Here is a 16,536-nt window from a genome sequence, read left to right on the forward strand (position 1 = left end):
CCGCGTCTCCGGAGGGGCGGCTCTGCCGAACGCGTGAGGGGGACGGCCCGCTCACCACGGGGACGGGGCGGGCGGGGGGACCACCGGCGGGCGGTCGTCGCAGGTGATGGTGTTCGGCAGCAGCCACGGCGCCAGCCACCCGCCGTCGTTGCCGCCCCGATCGGCCAGCGAGAACTCGGACCCGCCGGCGGGGAAGCCGAACGACCCGCAGTTGTTGACCCCGACCGCGCCCACGTTGCGCGCGTCGACGTTCTCGAACGTGGCCGACCCCTTCACCCGGGCGCTGACCACGGAGGTGCCGGCGCCGTCCACCCGGATGTCCTTGAAGTGCACGTTCGTGATCGAGTACAGGTCCTTCACCGACCACTCGCTCACCAGCATGATCGCGTTGTAGGTGTTGTCGAGGAAGTCGTTGCCGGTCACCCGGATGTCGGCGGCGATGTCCCGCTCCAGCGCGTAGAACCAGATGGCGCCCAGGCCGATGTTCCAGTTCAGCTCGTACGTGCCGGCCCGCACGGTGGTGTTGCCGGTGATGTCCAGCCGCCCGGCGAACGGCTCGGCCCCGAAGCGGGAGCCCACCTGGAGCGCGCTGCCTTCCCTGATCGGGTCGGCGATCAGGTTGCCCGCGATCGTGTTGTCCGCGCCGCCGTAGACGGCGATGCCGTTGGCCAGCACGGGCGTCTGCACGGTGTTGCGCTCGAACGTGTTGCCCGCGTTCTGCAGCTTCTCCGACCACATGGCCAGCGCGTCGTCGCCGCTGTTGCGGACGAAGTTGTTCGACACGACCGAGTTCGTGACGCCCCCGTGGAAGTTGATGGCGTCGGCGATCTGGTCGACGATGACGTTGTTGGTGATGCGCAGGTTCGTCATCGGGCCGTCGAACCACATGCCGACCTTGGTGTGGCGGATGTGCAGGCCGTCGATGGTGGAGTCGCTCATCGCGCCGCCGATGCCGTTGACCTGGTCGGTGTCGATGCGCTCGCGCACGTCGCCCTCGATCGCGAAGCCCGACAGGTGCACGTTGCGGCTGCCGCCCTCGGCGGCGGCCCTGCCGTAGAAGCCGACGCCCGTGTGCACGGAGCCGTCGGGGGCGGGGCTCGGGAGCGCGACCTCGCGGCCCTTGATGATCGTGTACCAGTTGCCGGCGCCGGCGATGGTCACGTCGTCCACGATGATGTGCCGGTTGACCTGGTACGTCCCCGGCGGCAGGTAGACCTTCAGCCCCTTGCGCTTGGCGTACGCGATGGCCCGCTCGATCGCGCCCGCCGCGTCCCGCCGCCCGGTGGGATCGGCCCCGAACGCCAGCACGTCGGCCGCGCGCGGCACGATCCGGGGCGGGCCGACGAGCTCGGAGTCGAGCAGGTCGATGACCGTCCACGCGGCGGCGCTGCGGGCGGGGACGGTCAGCCGCACCCGGTCGCCCGCCCGGTAGGTCCGGCCCAGCAGCAGGCGCTGCTCGTCGTAGAAGTGGTTCGGGCGGAACGGCTTGGCGATCTCGGGCGGCGGCGTCGTCGCGGCCGGCACGCACGCGCACTCGGTGGTCCACCAGTCGGGGTGCAGCAGGCCGGCATTCGGGTCGTTGGTGAACGGGTACTGGTTGTAGAGCCACGCGTACTGCGAGGTCAGCGTCATCGTGGCGCGCTTCCTGCCGTTGACCGCGACGTCGAGCGGCGCCGTGATGCCGCCGCCGCCGGGCGCGTCGGGCAGGCTGTAGCGCACGGTGATCGCGTTGGCCCGGGCCGGCAGCGTGAACTCCACGTGCTGCCCCGGCGTCAGCCGCACCGCCCGGCGCCCGGACGCCTCCGCGGGCAGCGTGTACGCGCCGCGGTCCGGCCCGATGACCGTGCCGTTCGTGGCGGCGTTCTCCGCCTCCTGCTCCAGGAACGGCACCGCCGCGCCCCGCCCCTCGACCAGCGCCGGATCCAGCGCCGCCCGCGTCACGACGGGAGCCCCGGAACCGGGCTTCCCGGACGTGAACCGCGTGGCATCGCCGGGGGCCGAGCCCGGTGCCGCAGCGGAGCCGGAAGCCGGGGCCGAGGAGGGGGTTGAGGCCGAGGCGGGGGCGGTGAGGCCGCAGACCAGGGCGGCGGCGAGGAACGCCGCGGTGAGGGTGCGAGGCATGCGTGCTCGTTTCTCGCTGTCTCCATCAGGGGGTGAGGTGACAGTAGGCCCCCCGCACACCGCTCCACAAGGCCCTGTGAACTAGTTTCAGTGGTACCTCAAGTTCTTGTGTTGCCCACGCAAGTGACTTGCGATGCTTGCGACAGCTCAGGCCGGGTCGGGGACGCGGGCGGCCTCCTCGCGCAACCGCCCGGCCCGGCGGCGCAGGTTCTCGGCGGTGGCCAGGCACGCCTCCGCCAGCTCGGCCACCTCGCGGCGCGACCGCAGCGCCTGCGTCAGGAAGCGCTCGGCCGCCGGCCCCGTCCAGAACGGCGCGCAGTCGCCCGGCCCGGCCGGCAGGCCCTCGAACGCCTGCGGCAGCGCCCTGGCGTACCTCATGAACGCGGCGGCCAGCGACTCCTTCTCGGCCGCCTCCCGCAACAACTGGTCCTTGGTCGGCACGGTCAGCCGTCCTCGATCCGCAACGTCGCCCCGGCGCCGCCCAGCACGTTCGACCACGCCCGCTCCCGCAGCCCGTCCGCGCCGGCGTCCGGGGCGAGGGCCCGGCGCAGCGCGCCCGTCAGCAGGGGGTCGTGGGCGGCGGCGGCGAGCAGCGTGTCGGCCTCGCGCGGCTGCTCGGCCAGGAACTGCTGGAACGCCAGCGGATCGGCGGCGTAGGCCGCGACCAGGTCGTGCGGGTCCCAGCCCGGGTCCGGCCGGGCGAGCAGGGTGACGGCCACCTGGTTGAGCACGGCGCCCGACTGCCCGGCGCGCGTGACCAGCGCCGTCAGGGCGTCCGGCGGGGCCGTCGCCAGGAACCCCCGCCACTCCTCCCCGAGCCGCCCGGTGCGCTCGGCGCTGGCGAAGGCCCTGGCCAGCGCCTCCTTCCGCGCGTCGGGGCCGCTCCCGAGCAGCCGGCCGAAGGCGCCGGGCCCGAGCGCCGCCAGCAGCGCGCCGGCGTAGGCCGGGTCACCCGCCTCCTCGGCCGTGACCACCCCCACCCCCACCCCCGCCCCCGCCCCCGCCGCGTCGCCGGGGCCGGTCGCGTCATCAGCACCCGCCAGGTCGTCAGCGCCCGCCAGGTCGTCAGCGCCCGCCAGGTCGTCAGCGCCCGCCAGGTCGTCAGCGCCCGCCAGGTCATCAGGGCGGGCCACGTCATCAGGGCCGGGCGGGGCGAGGGTCGCGAGGAGGGTCCGGGCGGCCTGTTCGGCGGCGCGGCCGGCCTCGGCCTCGCCGGAGAAGGGGAAGGTGGCCGTCAGCATGCCGCGCTCGCGCACCGGCACGAGCTGCTCGATCGTGTCGACGCGCCACTTCAGCTCCCGCTGGGACTCGTGGAGGAACCCCAGGGCGCGCAGCAGCGCCGCGCCGCCCTGGTGGCCGGCCCAGTCCTCGCCCGCCTCGGCGATGGCCGCGTCGAGCCCGGGCCGCGTCCTGCTCAGAAGCGACTCTCCCGCCTCCATCCGGCGGATCATCTCAAGTGCCCCTCGGGGGTCGATCCCCACGAACTCCCCCATGAACCCTCCCAGAGGGTGTGGTTGCCAGGGCGGAGTCAAGCACATGGAACGTGCCCGGCGGGCGCGTTAGGCAGAACGGGTTTCGGCACGGGGCGGCCAGGCGCCCGGCACGGGGCGGGCAGGCGCCCGGGACCGGACGGTCAGGCGCCCGGCGCCACGGTCAGGCGCCCGGTGTCGTGATCAGGGCGCCCGGTGTCGTGATCAGGCGGTCGCCTCCTTCTCGAAAGAGCTGAGCGTGGGGTCGTAGTCGAGGGAGCCGATGTCGTACATCGGGGTCATCCAGTGGTAGAAGTTGTCGCCGCGCTCCCGCAGCAGGTCGTACAGCCGGCGCATGAGGCGGCGGCGGACGGGGGCCAGCTCCGGATGGGTGTACCGGTTGCTCAGCTCGTGCGGGTCGGCGTGCAGGTTGTACAGCTCGTTGACCGACTCCGGGTTGACGACCAGCTTGTAGCGGTCGTCGCGGATCATGCGCTGCGGGTAGGGGAAGTGGTGGCCGTGGAACTCCGCGAGCAGCTCGCCCGGCCACTCCGGGTGCTCGCCGCGGTGAGCTCGGTCATGGATGCCTCGATTGCTTCATGGTGGGGATGAGGTCCTCCGCGAGATCCGGGCCTGCCGGATAGCGGGACAGAAGAGGGGATTCGTGCAGCACCAGGGCGATGCCGCCGAGCGCGCCCGCGACCTCGCCGAGCGTCGCGCGGCGCAGGCTCACCCGGTGCCTGCTGACGGGCATGACGTGCTCGTGCAGCGCCTGCCCGATCGGCTCGATCAGGGCGTCGCCGGTCTCGGTCAGCTCGCCGCCGACCACGATCACGCTGGGGCCGATCGCGTTGCACAGGGCCGCGAGCATCTCGCCGACCTTGCCGCCGACGCCGCGCAGCAGGGCCAGGGCGGCCGGGTCGCCCGCCGTGACGGCCTTGACCAGCTCGGGCACGTCCGCCGCCCGGCCGCCCGCGGCGCGGTAGGCGTCCAGGACGGCTCTTATCGAGGCGACGGTCTCCAGGCAGCCGGTGCCTCCGCAGCCGCAGCGCGCGCCGCCCGGCTCGACCGTGATGTGGCCGAACTCGCCGGACAGGCCGTACGCGCCGCGGTGCAGCGACCCGCCGACCACCAGCCCGCCGCCGACGCCGTGGGACAGGCGCAGGTAGAGGACGTCCTTGCCGCCGGCGGCGGCGCCCCAGATCGCCTCGCCCAGCGCCGCCAGCCGGGTGTTGTTGTCCACCAGCACCGGGACGCCGAACCGCTCGCGCAGCAGGACCTGCACGGGATGCGGCGCCTCACCGGCGCCGCTTCCGGGGTCCGCGCCGGCTCGCGTGCCCGTGCCGCCCGGCGGGTCCGCGTCGTTGTCGGGGCGCGCGCCGGCTTCGGGGTCCGGCTCGGTCGCCTGGCCGGAGACGGGGCCGACCACGCCGACGCCGATCGCGTCGAGCGCGCCCAGCCGCAGCGCGCCCGCGCCGGAGCCGCTGCCGGTGAGCGAGCGGATGAGCCGCTCGGCCAGGTCCACCCGCCGCTCCCACGGCAGGTCGGCGTCGTGCGGCTCGCTGGCCGCGCCGACCACCTCGTGCGCCAGGTTGACGGCCGCGACGTGCAGGCCGCGGCGGGCGAAGTCGATGCCGATCGCCTGGCCGGCGTCGGGGTTGAGGGTGAGCGTCTCGGCCGGCCTGCCGCGGCCGCGCGGCCCCTCCTGGGAGGTGGCGGTGACCACGGCGCCACTGGCGACCAGCTCGGCGAGGATGTCGTAGAGGGTCGTGCGCGACAGCCCGCAATGCTTGCCCAGCTCGCCCCGGCTGAGCGGGCCGTGCTTGCGCAGCAACCCGAGCACGAGCTCTTCGTGCCCACGCCGGAGTTGTGACAGGGGGCCACGGGGTTGTGACATGACGGAGAGTCTGCCGACGTCCCTCATTTTTCGTCAATAACCCGGAAAAAAACGTACCTGGGCCGTTATCGGGGCTGTGAGCTGGGAGAACGTGGCTGCGAAAGGTTACGCACGGGTCGCAACGTTCCCGTAACGGGCATCAGCGGACACTTCCGGCTCGGCGGCCGGCGTGGTGCGCGTGGTGCGGGGGCCGGCGGGGTGGTCGTGTGGCGGGCCGGAGGAACGCCCGCTCGGGCGCTGGTGTGGCGGGGGGCTGGCGGGCCCGGTCGCGGGGTGGGGCGGCCGGGCCGTGGGAGGGTCAGCCGCGCGGCGGGACGGCCATCTCGCCCAGTTCGGACCAGTCGTCCTGGGCGAGGGTCGTGTTCACGATGCGGGGCGTGGCGGCGAGGTGCGGCGGCAGCGTCTGCTGGGCCTGCTTGAAGTGGGCCGACTGCACGTGCGCGGCCCCCGCCTCGTCGTCCCTGAACGCCTCCACCAGGACGTACTCGTTCGGGTCGTCCAGGCTGCGCGACCAGTCGAACCACAGGCAGCCGGGCTCGGCGCGGGTGGCCGCGGTGAACTCCGCGGTGATCTCGGGCCAGCGGTCGGCGTGTTCGGGCAGGATCTGGAACTTCGCGGTAATGAAGATCATCGGTTGAGCTCCCTCGATGCTCGTCTGCGTTACGGGACGAGACTATCGACGGCCAATTCTCTATATCTCATGTAGGAAATGTTGACTTCATGCGATCGGGCTCGTAGCTTCGTACGCATGAGCCAGGGACTCACCCTCAGCCTCCGCGACGTGACCAAGACGTTCCCCGGAGACGAGCCGTTCACCGCGCTGTCCGGCCTCGACCTCGACGTGCGCCGAGGCGAGCTGCTCACGCTCATGGGCCCGGGCGGGTGCGGCAAGTCCACCCTCTTCGCCCTCGTCGCCGGCCTCATCGGGCCGACCGCCGGCCGGATCCTCATCGACGGCGCCCCCGTCACCGGCCCAGCGCTGGACCGGGGCGTGGTCGTGCAGCAGTACGCCCTGTTCCCGTGGCGCACCGCCCTGGGCAACGTGGAGTTCGGGCTGGAGGGCCCGGCGGCGGCGCGGCGCGGGCGGGCCCGCGAGCTGCTCGACCTGGTGGGGATGTCCCGCTACGAGCAGTGCCATCCGGCCGAGCTGCCCGCCGGCGGCCGGGAGCTGGTGGCGCTGGCCCGCAGCCTCGCCTTCGATCCGAAGGTGCTGCTGATGGACGAGCCGTTCGCGGGGCTGGACCGGCGCACCCGCGCGTGGGTGGGGGAGGAGTTCGTACGGATCTGCGAGCGCACCGGCAAGACCGTCGTCTTCGTCACGCACGACGCCGAGGAGGCCGTGCGGGTGGGGCGGCGGGTCGCGGTCATGACGCCGGCCCCCGGTCGCGTCAAGGAGATCGTGGACGTGGGCTCCTTCCCCGGCGATCCGCGCCGGCACCTGACCCGGCTGCTGCGCGACGGCCTCACGGCGGCCCGCCATGGCTGACCCGCGCCGGTACGAGGGCGACACCCACTGGTACGACCTGCCCGACGACGAGGCGGAGGAGGACTGGCCGCCGGGCCCCACGACAAGGGCCGCCGGGTGCGGGGCCGGGCGACGGAGAAGCGCTGGACGCCGGCCCGGACGACGGGGAAACGCTGGATACGGGCCCGGACGACGGGGGAGCGCTCGATGTGGGGCGAGTCGGAGGAGGAATGGCCGGTGCGGAGCGAGACGGGCAGGGAGGGCCGGGTGCGGGGCGAGACGGGCGGGGAAGGCCGGGTGCGGGGTTGGCTGGGGGCGGGGCGATGAGGGTCGTGGCGCTGGTGGGCAATCCGCGGGAGGGGTCCAGGACGCTGGCCGTGGCCGTCGAGGCGGCGCGCGTGGTCGGGCGGCGGCTCGGGGTGGCGGAGCCGTACGAGGTGGTGGACCTGGCGGCGCTGGGGCCGCACCTGCTCGCGCCCGGCCCGTCGCCCGCCGTGGAGGTGGCGCTGGAGCTGGTGGCGGAGGCGGACGTGCTGGTGGTGGCCGCTCCGACGTACAAGGGCACCTACACCGGGCTGCTCAAGGCGTTCCTCGACCGGCTGCGCCCGCAGGCGCTGGCGGGCAAGGCGGCGCTGCCGCTGCTGGTCATGGGGGACGCCCGGCACGCGCTGGCGGTCGAGGTGCACCTGCGCCCGCTGCTGGTCGAGCTGGGCGCGACCGTGCCCACGCCCGGCCTGGCGCTGCTGGAGTCCGAGCTGCCCCGGCTGGCGGAGGTCCTGGCCGCCTGGGCGGACCGCGTCGCCCCACAGGCGGCCGCCCTCACGCTCGGGAGCGCCGCACTCGGGAGCGCCGGGCCAGGGACCGCCGCGCCCGGGAGCGCTGGACCGGGGAGTGCCGCGCCCGTCGGGGCCGGGGAAAGTGTGGCGCGGAAATGATCCGTTCCGGGTAAGGGGGCGGGGAACGGCGGATCTTGTAAGGGAAAATGCGGCCGCCCGGCGATTCACGGAGATCGAAACGGTCAAGAGCGCTGTAAGGCGGGTTGTCGCGATCATTTCGCGCGGTCGATTCTCGACCGGCCCGTGCCGCCCGCCCCCGTCGCGGAGCGGCTGCCGGTCGTGACCTCGCCACCCCGGCCGACGTGCCCCCCGACCGGCCACGTTCGTTCTGTACTTATCGCCCGCTTATACGCTGATATTTCGCCTTTTACAAGATCTTGTCAGTCCGAGAAGGGCGGTGTTACCTCTTGCGGAGATGCGCGAAACCTGTGCATCACTGACACGCAGGAGGGAACACGTGTCGTCGTCCAAATCCTGGTTACGCAGCACACTCATCGTCACCGCGCTCACCGCGACGGTCCTTCCCCTCGCGGGGGCCGCCCGGGGCGAACCCGGCGGGCAGGCTCCCGAGATCCACGACTTCCAGGCAGAGATCCACGGCGTCCCCGACGTCGACAACCGCCAGGGACGGGTGCCGCCGCCGGCGTCGGCCGCCCGGCGCATCGCGGGCTCCGGCGCGGAGATCCGCTGGAACGCTCTCGGCACCCCCGCCGCCATCGTCAGCGCCGAGCCGCTGGCCGAGGGCCTCAGCTCCGATCCCGAGCGGGCGGCACGGGACTACCTCAAGGCCAACGAGGCCGTCTTCGGACTGACGGCCGAGGCCGTGGACGCGCTGGAGACGGTCGCGGTCAACCCCATCGGGCCGGGCGCGGCGGTGCTGCTGCGCCAGCGCTTCGGCGACCTGCCGGCCGGCGTGGACGGGCTCGTCGCGCTCGGCGTGTCCGGCGGGCAGGTCAGGCACGTGACCTCGTCGCTGTCGCGCCAGACCGGTGCGCCCCCGGCGGCGGCGATCACGGCCGAGCGGGCCATGGAGATCGCGGCCAGGGACGGCGGCATCGACCTGGCCACGGCGGTGACCAAGCAGGCCACGCCGGTGGCGGTGCCCGCGCCCGACGGGGTGCACAGCGCGTACCAGGTGGTGCTGATCGGCGGGGCGCAGGGCGCGGAGGCCGCCTACACCACGCACGTGGACGCGGTCAGCGGCGCGATCCTGACCAGGGAGAACCTCGTCGACCACGCCGAGCACGCGGACCACGCCGAGCACGCGGACCACGCCGAGCACGCGGACCACGCGGACCGTGCCCAGCACGCCGACCACGCCCAGCACGCGAATCACGCGGGAGGGCAGGACCCGGACAACCCGCGCTGGTCGGTCTTCCCGGCGAGCCCGCGCGGCGACTACTCCAGCAAGGACACCCGCGAGACCTGGTGCCACGCCCCCGGCCCCGGCTGCGACTACGCGACCGGCGGTGACCCGGCCACGGGCAAGGCGTGGGACGTCGACCACACCACGAACGAGCCCACCGGCACCAGCCTCGGCAACGCGGCCAGGACGTTCGAGAACCGGGCCAGCGGCGACCCGTTCAGCGTCGGCACCCGCCCCAACGTGCTCACGCCCGGCAGGAACTACCTCTACCCGTGGAAGAACACCTGGTACGAGGCCAAGTGCGACCCGGCCGTGTTCGACCAGCCCGGCGAGAACGACCTCGAAGCCGCCATCGCCAATCTCTACGCCATGCACAACCGCATGCACGACTGGTCCTACCGGCTCGGCTTCACCGAGACCGCCTGGAACATGCAGGACGACAACGGCGGGCGCGGCGGGCTCGGCAACGACCCCGAGCAGGGCAACGCGCAGGCCGGGGCGCGGGTCCTGTCCGTGCGCGACAACGCCAACCAGATCACCGGCCCCGACGGGGTCGCGCCGATCACGAACATGTACCTGTGGCAGCCGATCGCCGGCTCGTTCTACGCGCCCTGCGTGGACGGCGACTATGACATGTCGGTCATCGGGCACGAGTACACGCACGCCATCTCCGGCCGCATGGTCGGTGGCCCGACCGCGGGCTGGAGCGGCGCCCAGGCCGGGGCCATGAACGAGAGCACCTCCGACCTGTTCTCCACGGAGTACCTCTACGAGTACGGCTTCCGTCCCGTGGGCGAGACCCCGTACGTGGTCGGCGGCTACGTCACCGGCGACAAGTCGCGCGGCATCAGGAACTACGACATGTCCAGGTCGCCCCTCAACTACAGCGACATCGGCTACGACATCGTCGGCGTCCAGACGCACGCGGACGGCGAGATCTGGTCGGCCACGCAGTTCGACGTGCGGGCGGCCTTCATCAAGCGGTACGGCCACGGCACGGCCAAGCAGCAGCGCGCGTGCGCCGACGGCAAGACGCCGGTCGACGAGTGCCCGGGCAACCGGCGCTGGGCGCAGCTCTCGTTCGACGCCCTGCTGCTGATGGCCTCGGGCGCGGTGGACTACGTCGATCACCGGGACGCGCTGCTGGCGGCCGACGCGATCCGCTTCGGCGGCAAGAACCGGGACATCATGTGGCGCGCGTTCGCCGAGCACGGCCTGGGCGAGGGCGCGGCCAGCAACGGCCCGGCCGACCCCGACCCGACGCCGAGCTTCGTCAACCCGGAGGGCAAGAACGGCTCGCTGCGGCTCAAGCCCCTGGGCGAGGCGAAGGACGCGGCGCTGCGGCTGTACGTGGGCGACTACGAGAGCCGCGTCGTCCCCGTCGCCGACACCGATCCGGCGACCCCGCTCGGCGACACGGTCGAGATGACGCCCGGCGTGTACGACTTCGTCGTCGTGGGCGCCGGCTTCGGCCACAAGCGGCTGAAGTACGCGGTGGTCCCCGGTGTCACGCTGCCGCTCCCGCTGGCCCTGCCCCGCAACCACGCCTCGGCGGCGAGCGGCGCGACGGCGAGCGGCGACGGCGTCAACCAGGCCAGGCTGATCGACGAGACCGAGGCCACGAACTGGGCCTCGCGCACCGGCGCGCCGGCCGGCAAGTCGGTGGTGGTGGACCTGGCGGGCGACGAGCCGGTCAGGATCCGCCGGGTGCAGGTGAGCGCCATGTTGCGGCCCGGCACCGACCCGGCCGACCCGGGGACGCAGAACCGCTTCTCCAGCCTGCGCTCGTTCGAGGTGCTGGCCTGCAGCGCGAACTGCGCCGACCCGGCGAGCTTCACGAAGATCTACACGAGCCGGTCGGACGCCTTCGACGCGGCGCTGCCGCGGCCCCGGGGCGGCGACATGCTGATCAAGTCGTTCGACGTGCGGCCCGCGAACGCGACGCATCTGATGCTGCGCGCGCTGACCACGCAGTGCACCGGCAACCCGCTCTACGCCGGTGAGCAGGACAACGACCCGAACTCGGCGACGGACTGCGGCACCGCGAGCGCGGCGCGCGATCACGTCAGGGCCGCCGAGTTCCAGGCGTTCTCCCGCTGACGTCTCCTCCCGGGCGGGGGCCCGCGCTTCTCCTCGTGGAGCGCGGGCCCTCCGCAGGCTAATTTGATGTCGTACTATCTCAAGGAGAACTAGTAGTATGCTCCGAGATAGTTAGACATCAAATTAATGTGACGGGGAGAGCCATGCGTACCCTGATCCGGAACGTGCGCGTCTTCGACGGTGAGCGGACCGTGCCGGCCGCCGACGTGCTCATCGACGGCGACCGCATCGCGGAGGCCGGCGGCGGGCCGGCGGACGTGGAGGTGGACGTGGAGGTGGACGGCACGGGCAGGACCCTGCTGCCCGGCCTCATCGACGCCCACGCGCACGCCTACGACGGCGACCTGGCGGAGGCGCTGCGGTTCGGCGTCACCACCGAGCTGGAGATGAACAACCTGCCGCCCATCACCGCCGCCCAGCGCCGCCTGGCCGCCGAGCGCGACGATGTGGCCGACCTGCGCAGCTCCGGCATGATCGCCACCGCCCCCGGCGGGCACCCGTCCCAGCTCATGACCCCCGGCCTGCTGCGCGCCCTGGGCAGCGACGTGGACGCCGGCCTGGACACCGTCGCCGACGCGGGCCAGGCCAGGGCGTTCGTGGAGGCGCGGCTGGCCGAGGGCGCCGACTACCTCAAGATCGCCGTTGACGACGGGTCGGTGTCGGGCATGGCGCTGCCCGTGCTCAGCCCCGAGCTGGCCGCCGTCCTGGTGGCGGCCGGGCACGCCGCCGGGCTCAAGGTCATCGCCCACACCGTGACCGCCAGGGAGGCGCTGATCGCGCTGGACGCGGGCGTGGACGGGCTCGCCCACCTCTACTCCGACGTGGCCGAGGAGGGCGCCGAGGAGACGGCCGCCAGGATCGCCGCCCACGACGCGTTCGTGGTCAGCACCATGGTCTACATCGAGGCCGTCACGGGCGACCCCGGCGGCGCCGAGCTGCTGCGCGACCCGCGCACGGCCGGGCGGATGTCGGAGCGGTCGAAGGCCACGTTCGCGCGGCACGTCCCGGGCGTGCCCATGCACGCGAAGGGCGTGCGCAACGCCTCCCACGCGGCGGCGGCGCTGCTGCGGGCCGGGGTGCCGGTGCTCGCGGGCACGGACGCGACGCCGTTCGGGCCGGTGCACGGCGCGGGCCTGCACCGCGAGCTGCTGCTGCTCACGCAGGCGGGGCTGACGCCCGAGCAGGCGCTCGCGGCGGCCACGAGCGTCCCGGCGCGCTGCTTCGGCCTCGCCGACCGCGGCCGGATCGCCGCCGGGCTGCGAGCGGACCTGCTGCTCGTGGACGGCGACCCGACCACCGACATCACCGCCACCCGCGCCGTCGCCGGCGTCTGGCGGCGCGGCGTGCGGCAGGACCAGGACCCGCGGGAGAGCCAGGACATGAGGTAGGGCCGGAATGTGCGGCAGGGTCGGGGGTGACCCGCCGCCCGAGCGGCCGCCGTCCCGGGGCCGGCGCGGGTCAGCCGAGCACGTTCTCGTGCAGCGCGCGCAGGACCGCGTTGGTACGGTCCCGCGCGCCGAGCTTGAGCAGCACGGTCGAGACGTGGTTCTTCACCGTGCCCTCGGCCAGGAACAGCGCCCGCGCGATCTCCCGGTTGCTGTAGCCCTCCGCCACCAGCCGCAACACCTCCAGCTCCCGCTCGGTGAGCGGCTGGATCCGCGGCAGGTCCGCGCCGCCCGGCGGCCGGCGGTCCCGCACGGCCCGCAGCAGCCGGCTGGTGATCGAGGGGGAGATCAGCGTGCCGCCGTCGGCGAGCGTGCGGATGGCCCGGGTGAGCTGGTCGAGCGTCACGTCCTTGAGCAGGTAGCCGCAGGCCCCGGCGCGCATCGCGTCGAGCACGAGCGTGTCGGTGTCGAACGTGGTCAGCACCAGCACCGGCGGCGGCCGCCACGCCGTGACGTCGCGCAGGGCGGTGAGCGCCCAGATGCCGTCGTGGCGCGGCATGCGCAGGTCGAGGAGCACGACGTCGGGCGCGTGCTCCTCGATGGCGGCCAGGGCGGTCATGCCGTCGTCGGCCTCGCCCACCACCTCGATCTCGTCGGTCAGGCCGAGCAGGCTGCGGATGCCCTGCCGCACCAGGGTCTGGTCGTCCACCACCAGCACGCGGATCATCGCGCGGGCAGCCAGGCGGTCACGCGGAACCCGTCGCTGCCGTCGAGGCGCACGCCGCCGCCCATCGCGCCGACCCGCTCGGCCAGGCCGCGCAGGCCGTTACCCGGCGCGATGCGCGGCGCGCCGCGCCCGTCGTCGACCGAGGTCAGCTTCAGGGTGTCGTCCGGCCGCCGCTCGATGGCGATCCGCAGCGAGGTCGCGTCCGCGTGGCGGATCGTGTTGGTGACGATCTCCTGGACGACGCGGATGAGCGTGATCGTCTGCTCCTCGGAGGTGCGCACGTCGGCGTCGATGTCCACGCTGATGTCCAGGCCGGGGATGTCGCGTACGACCGAGGCCAGGGACGCGCGCAGGTCGGGCGCGTCGGCGCGGAGCAGGCCGACGGTCTTGCGCACGTCGTCGAGCAGCTCCCTGGCCACCCGGTCGGCGCGCTCGATGTGCTCGCGCGCGCCCGAGCCCGCGCCGTCGCGGTGGCGGGCGACCTCCAGTTCGAGGGTGAGCGCGGTGAGCTGGTGGCCGACCAGGTCGTGCAGGTCGCGGGCGATGCGCAGCCGCTCGTGGGTCCGGGCCGAGTCGGCCAGCGCGACGCTCGCCGCGCGCAGCTCGACGTGCGCCTCGGCCAGCTCGCGGCGCATCCGCTGCTCCCTGATGACCGCGACGGTGCTGAGCAGCGTCGCCGCCTGGATCAGCAGGTAGATCAGCGTGGCGAGAACGACGGCGGTGCCGTCGGCGCCGGCCCGGCTCACGGCCAGGGCGATCACCAGGGAGTTGAGCGCGACCACCACCGGCCCCGTCCACACCGGCAGCAGGTGCGCGCTCAGCGCCGCGGCGAAGACGAGCAGGATCGGCAGCCATCCGGCGCCGGGCGCGGTCAGGACGAGGATCCAGGCCAGGACGACGTAGAGGGCGTACGAGATCCGCGGGCGCAGCAGCGCGCGGCCGTTGTGGAGGGTGGCGCTGTGGAGGGCGGCGCTGTGGAAGGCGGCGCTCACGAAGGAGACCAGCAGCGCCACGAACAGGGCGCTCCACAGGAGCCGGGGGATCTGGGTGCCGGCCCCGCTGATCAGGGTCGGTGCGCCCACCCCGGCGCACAGCAGGAGCACCGCCAGACCGGCCCAGGCATCCGGGTCGATTCGCCGCATGTTGTCACTGTACTGTCGGGCCGCGCCGGGCCGGGGGTGCCGAAAGTCATGGGCGGGAACGCTGACCATCGGCACAGGCGCGCGCCACGGGCCCGCTCCTAGCGTCGGTGCCATGCCCGGATCATCGTCACCACCCGCCGTCGAGGCCGACGGCCTGCACAAACGTTATGGCGCCAAGATCGCCGTGGACGACGTCAGCCTGTCGATCGGCGCCGGCGAGATCTTCGGCCTGCTCGGCCGCAACGGAGCCGGCAAGACGACCACCGTCGAGCTGATCGCCGGCCTCCGGCGGCCCGACCGCGGCGCCGTCCGCGTGCTCGGCCTGGACGCGTCGCGCGACCGGGCCAGGCTCCGGCAGGTCCTCGGCGTGCAGCTGCAGGACAGCCACCTGCACGCGGCGCTCACGGTCGCCGAGCTGGTCGGCCTGTACCGCACCTTCTACCGGAACCCGCTGGACGCCGGCGAGCTCATCGAGTCGGTGGGCCTGACGGAGTCGCGCCGCACCCGCTTCGAGAAGCTGTCCGGCGGGCAGCAGCAGCGGTTGTCGATCGCGCTCGCCCTGGTCGGGCGGCCCCGGGTGGTGATACTCGACGAGCTCACCACCGGCCTCGACCCGGAGGCGCGCCGCCAGATGTGGGCGACCGTCGAGGCCCTGCGCGACTCCGGCGTGACCGTGCTGCTCGTCAGCCACGCCATGGAGGAGGTCGAGCGGCTGTGCGACCGGGTGGCGCTGCTCGACGCGGGCCGGATCGTGGCGCTCGACTCGCCCGCCGGCCTCGTCGCCAGGGTCGGGTTCGCCCAGCGGGTGATCTTCCAGGCCGCCGAGCCGGTGCCCGCCGGGCTGCTGGAGGGCATCGAGGGGGTCGAGCGGGTCCGCGTGGACGGCGACACCGTGGTCGTCGAAGGGCACGGGGACCTGCTGCAGGCCGTGAGCGTGGGGCTCGTACGGGCCGGGGTCGTGGTCACCGGGACGCGCAGCGAGCAGGCCACGTTGGACGACGCCTTCCTCGCCCTGACGGGACGGCGCCTGGAGACCACCGAGGAGACGCCCCGATGACCACCGCCGTGGCCGACGTGGCCGTGCACCGTCCGGGGGTGCGGTCCTGGGTGGAGTTGCTGGTCTGCGAGACGAAGATGGTCGTCCGCGACATCGCCGGGCTGATCGTGCCGCTCGGCCTGCCCGTGCTGATCCTGGTGATGAACGCCTCGTCCGCCGCGCGGCAGACGGTCGCGAACGGCAGGACGGCGCTCGACGTGTACGTGCTGCCGCTGGTGTTCACGATGGTCGTGGCCACGATCGGCATCATCAACATGCCGAGTTTCCTGGCCTACTACCGCCGCTCCGGGATACTCAGACGCCTCGCCGTGACGCCCGCGTCGCCGGCCATGGTGCTCGCCGCCCAGATGGTCGTGAGCGCGCTGCAGACGGTGACCGGGATCGCGGCGGCCTGGGTCGTGGCCCTGCTGGCGTTCGACGCCGGCCCGCCCGTGCACACCGGCACGGCGATCGGGGTGTTCGCGCTGGCCACGGTCTCGATGTACGCCGTCGGCCTGATCGTCGCCGCCGTCGCCCCCACCCCGAACTCCTCCGTCGCCATCGGCCTGGCCCTGTACTTCGTGCTCGGCGCGCTGGGCGGGATGTTCGGCGGGCGCGAGGGGCTTCCGGACGTGGTCGCGACGATCGGGGAATGGCTGCCGTTCGGCGCGGCGGTGGAGGCCCTGTCCGCCGCCTGGAGCGGCGCGCCCGTCGAGACCGCCCACCTGATCGCCCTCGCGGCGAGCACCGTGGTCGGCGGAGTCGTCGCGGCCGCCTTCTTCCGCTGGGAGTGAGCCACACCGCCCGCAGCCCGTCGCCCCTCGCCCGTAGCCCGCCGGCGAGCATGGACGCGGCCCGGCTCCCCCTCCGGTGCCGGGCCGCGTCCACGCGAGGATCAGTAGATGCGGTACTTCTTGCCGCAGTTGTCGAACTTGCCGGCCCAGCAGGTGAAGGTGTAGACCTTCTTGATCCCCCGGCCGCTCCAGGCGCCG

14 protein-coding genes are annotated in these 16,536 nt (G+C 73.5%); 6 read left to right on the plus strand and 8 right to left on the minus strand.

Annotated features, from left to right (window positions below):
• Nucleotides 1-51: 51 nt before the first annotated feature.
• From IO39_RS24795 to IO39_RS24820, 6 genes are all read right to left on the minus strand, one after another.
• Nucleotides 52-2,121, minus strand: a complete 2,070-nt coding sequence (locus IO39_RS24795) for a glycosyl hydrolase family 28-related protein (protein WP_043627678.1) — start codon at nt 2,119-2,121, stop codon at nt 52-54.
• A 147-nt stretch (nt 2,122-2,268) separates the two neighbouring features.
• The gene (locus tag IO39_RS24800; protein WP_043627680.1) at nt 2,269-2,562 is read right to left on the minus strand and encodes a hypothetical protein; all 294 of its coding nucleotides are present in this window, start codon (nt 2,560-2,562) and stop codon (nt 2,269-2,271) included.
• Nucleotides 2,563-2,564: 2 nt separating this feature from the next.
• Nucleotides 2,565-3,614, minus strand: coding sequence for a hypothetical protein (locus tag IO39_RS56855; RefSeq protein WP_211267154.1), 1,050 nt, complete (start codon nt 3,612-3,614; stop codon nt 2,565-2,567).
• Nucleotides 3,615-3,815: 201 nt separating this feature from the next.
• Complete coding sequence (locus IO39_RS24810) at nt 3,816-4,175, minus strand: sulfatase/phosphatase domain-containing protein (protein WP_439331483.1); 360 nt, start codon at nt 4,173-4,175, stop codon at nt 3,816-3,818.
• Nucleotides 4,168-5,487 (minus strand): ROK family protein, encoded by a 1,320-nt coding sequence (locus IO39_RS24815; RefSeq protein ID WP_043627687.1) that lies wholly within the window; start codon nt 5,485-5,487, stop codon nt 4,168-4,170. The genes IO39_RS24810 and IO39_RS24815 overlap by 8 nt, the downstream gene beginning before the upstream one ends.
• Before the next feature lie 298 nt (nt 5,488-5,785).
• A complete protein-coding gene (locus IO39_RS24820; protein WP_043627689.1) occupies nt 5,786-6,118 on the minus strand; it encodes a putative quinol monooxygenase in 333 nt (110 codons plus the stop codon).
• A 117-nt stretch (nt 6,119-6,235) separates the two neighbouring features.
• Here IO39_RS24820 and IO39_RS24825 point away from each other — a divergent pair, with 117 nt between their 5' ends.
• The 4 genes from IO39_RS24825 to IO39_RS24845 all read left to right on the plus strand — a co-directional run bounded on the left by IO39_RS24825 (nt 6,236) and on the right by IO39_RS24845 (nt 12,642).
• The gene (locus tag IO39_RS24825; RefSeq protein WP_043627690.1) at nt 6,236-6,973 is read left to right on the plus strand and encodes an ABC transporter ATP-binding protein; all 738 of its coding nucleotides are present in this window, start codon (nt 6,236-6,238) and stop codon (nt 6,971-6,973) included.
• 302 nt (nt 6,974-7,275) lie between these two features.
• Complete coding sequence (locus IO39_RS24835; protein ID WP_084773435.1) at nt 7,276-7,887, plus strand: NAD(P)H-dependent oxidoreductase; 612 nt, start codon at nt 7,276-7,278, stop codon at nt 7,885-7,887.
• A 358-nt stretch (nt 7,888-8,245) separates the two neighbouring features.
• Entirely contained in the window at nt 8,246-11,254 is a 3,009-nt protein-coding gene (locus IO39_RS24840; protein ID WP_043627692.1) for a M36 family metallopeptidase, read from the plus strand.
• A gap of 143 nt (nt 11,255-11,397) precedes the next feature.
• On the plus strand, nt 11,398-12,642 hold the full coding sequence (locus IO39_RS24845; protein WP_043627694.1) for an amidohydrolase family protein: 1,245 nt from the start codon (nt 11,398-11,400) through the stop codon (nt 12,640-12,642).
• Nucleotides 12,643-12,712: 70 nt separating this feature from the next.
• Here IO39_RS24845 and IO39_RS24850 read toward each other — a convergent pair whose 3' ends face one another.
• Both IO39_RS24850 and IO39_RS24855 read right to left on the minus strand, forming a co-directional pair.
• Nucleotides 12,713-13,366, minus strand: a complete 654-nt coding sequence (locus IO39_RS24850) for a response regulator (protein WP_043627697.1) — start codon at nt 13,364-13,366, stop codon at nt 12,713-12,715.
• On the minus strand, nt 13,363-14,508 hold the full coding sequence (locus IO39_RS24855) for a sensor histidine kinase (protein ID WP_043627699.1): 1,146 nt from the start codon (nt 14,506-14,508) through the stop codon (nt 13,363-13,365). The genes IO39_RS24850 and IO39_RS24855 overlap by 4 nt, the downstream gene beginning before the upstream one ends.
• Nucleotides 14,509-14,620: 112 nt before the next feature.
• On the opposite strand from IO39_RS24855, the gene IO39_RS24860 reads away from it, so the two are divergent.
• Both IO39_RS24860 and IO39_RS24865 read left to right on the plus strand, forming a co-directional pair.
• Entirely contained in the window at nt 14,621-15,565 is a 945-nt protein-coding gene (locus IO39_RS24860; protein ID WP_043627702.1) for an ABC transporter ATP-binding protein, read from the plus strand.
• Complete coding sequence (locus IO39_RS24865) at nt 15,562-16,338, plus strand: ABC transporter permease (protein ID WP_043627704.1); 777 nt, start codon at nt 15,562-15,564, stop codon at nt 16,336-16,338. The genes IO39_RS24860 and IO39_RS24865 overlap by 4 nt, the downstream gene beginning before the upstream one ends.
• Nucleotides 16,339-16,536 lie beyond the last annotated feature (198 nt).

It is taken from the genome of Nonomuraea candida (assembly GCF_000725485.1).
GTDB classification, from domain to species: Bacteria; Actinomycetota; Actinomycetes; order Streptosporangiales; family Streptosporangiaceae; genus Nonomuraea; species Nonomuraea candida.

What these genes read in the sequence shown, in the direction of transcription:
- IO39_RS24845 (WP_043627694.1), top strand. Translation starts at nt 11,398, where the DNA reads ATGCGTACCCTGATCCGGAACGTGCGCGTCTTCGACGGTGAGCGGACC.
- IO39_RS24855 (WP_043627699.1), bottom strand. Translation starts at nt 14,508, where the DNA reads ATGCGGCGAATCGACCCGGATGCCTGGGCCGGTCTGGCGGTGCTCCTG.
- IO39_RS24835 (WP_084773435.1), top strand. Translation starts at nt 7,276, where the DNA reads ATGAGGGTCGTGGCGCTGGTGGGCAATCCGCGGGAGGGGTCCAGGACG.
- IO39_RS24815 (WP_043627687.1), bottom strand. Translation starts at nt 5,487, where the DNA reads ATGTCACAACCCCGTGGCCCCCTGTCACAACTCCGGCGTGGGCACGAA.
- IO39_RS24820 (WP_043627689.1), bottom strand. Translation starts at nt 6,118, where the DNA reads ATGATCTTCATTACCGCGAAGTTCCAGATCCTGCCCGAACACGCCGAC.
- IO39_RS24865 (WP_043627704.1), top strand. Translation starts at nt 15,562, where the DNA reads ATGACCACCGCCGTGGCCGACGTGGCCGTGCACCGTCCGGGGGTGCGG.
- IO39_RS24795 (WP_043627678.1), bottom strand. Translation starts at nt 2,121, where the DNA reads ATGCCTCGCACCCTCACCGCGGCGTTCCTCGCCGCCGCCCTGGTCTGC.
- IO39_RS56855 (WP_211267154.1), bottom strand. Translation starts at nt 3,614, where the DNA reads ATGGGGGAGTTCGTGGGGATCGACCCCCGAGGGGCACTTGAGATGATC.
- IO39_RS24850 (WP_043627697.1), bottom strand. Translation starts at nt 13,366, where the DNA reads ATGATCCGCGTGCTGGTGGTGGACGACCAGACCCTGGTGCGGCAGGGC.
- IO39_RS24825 (WP_043627690.1), top strand. Translation starts at nt 6,236, where the DNA reads ATGAGCCAGGGACTCACCCTCAGCCTCCGCGACGTGACCAAGACGTTC.
- IO39_RS24860 (WP_043627702.1), top strand. Translation starts at nt 14,621, where the DNA reads ATGCCCGGATCATCGTCACCACCCGCCGTCGAGGCCGACGGCCTGCAC.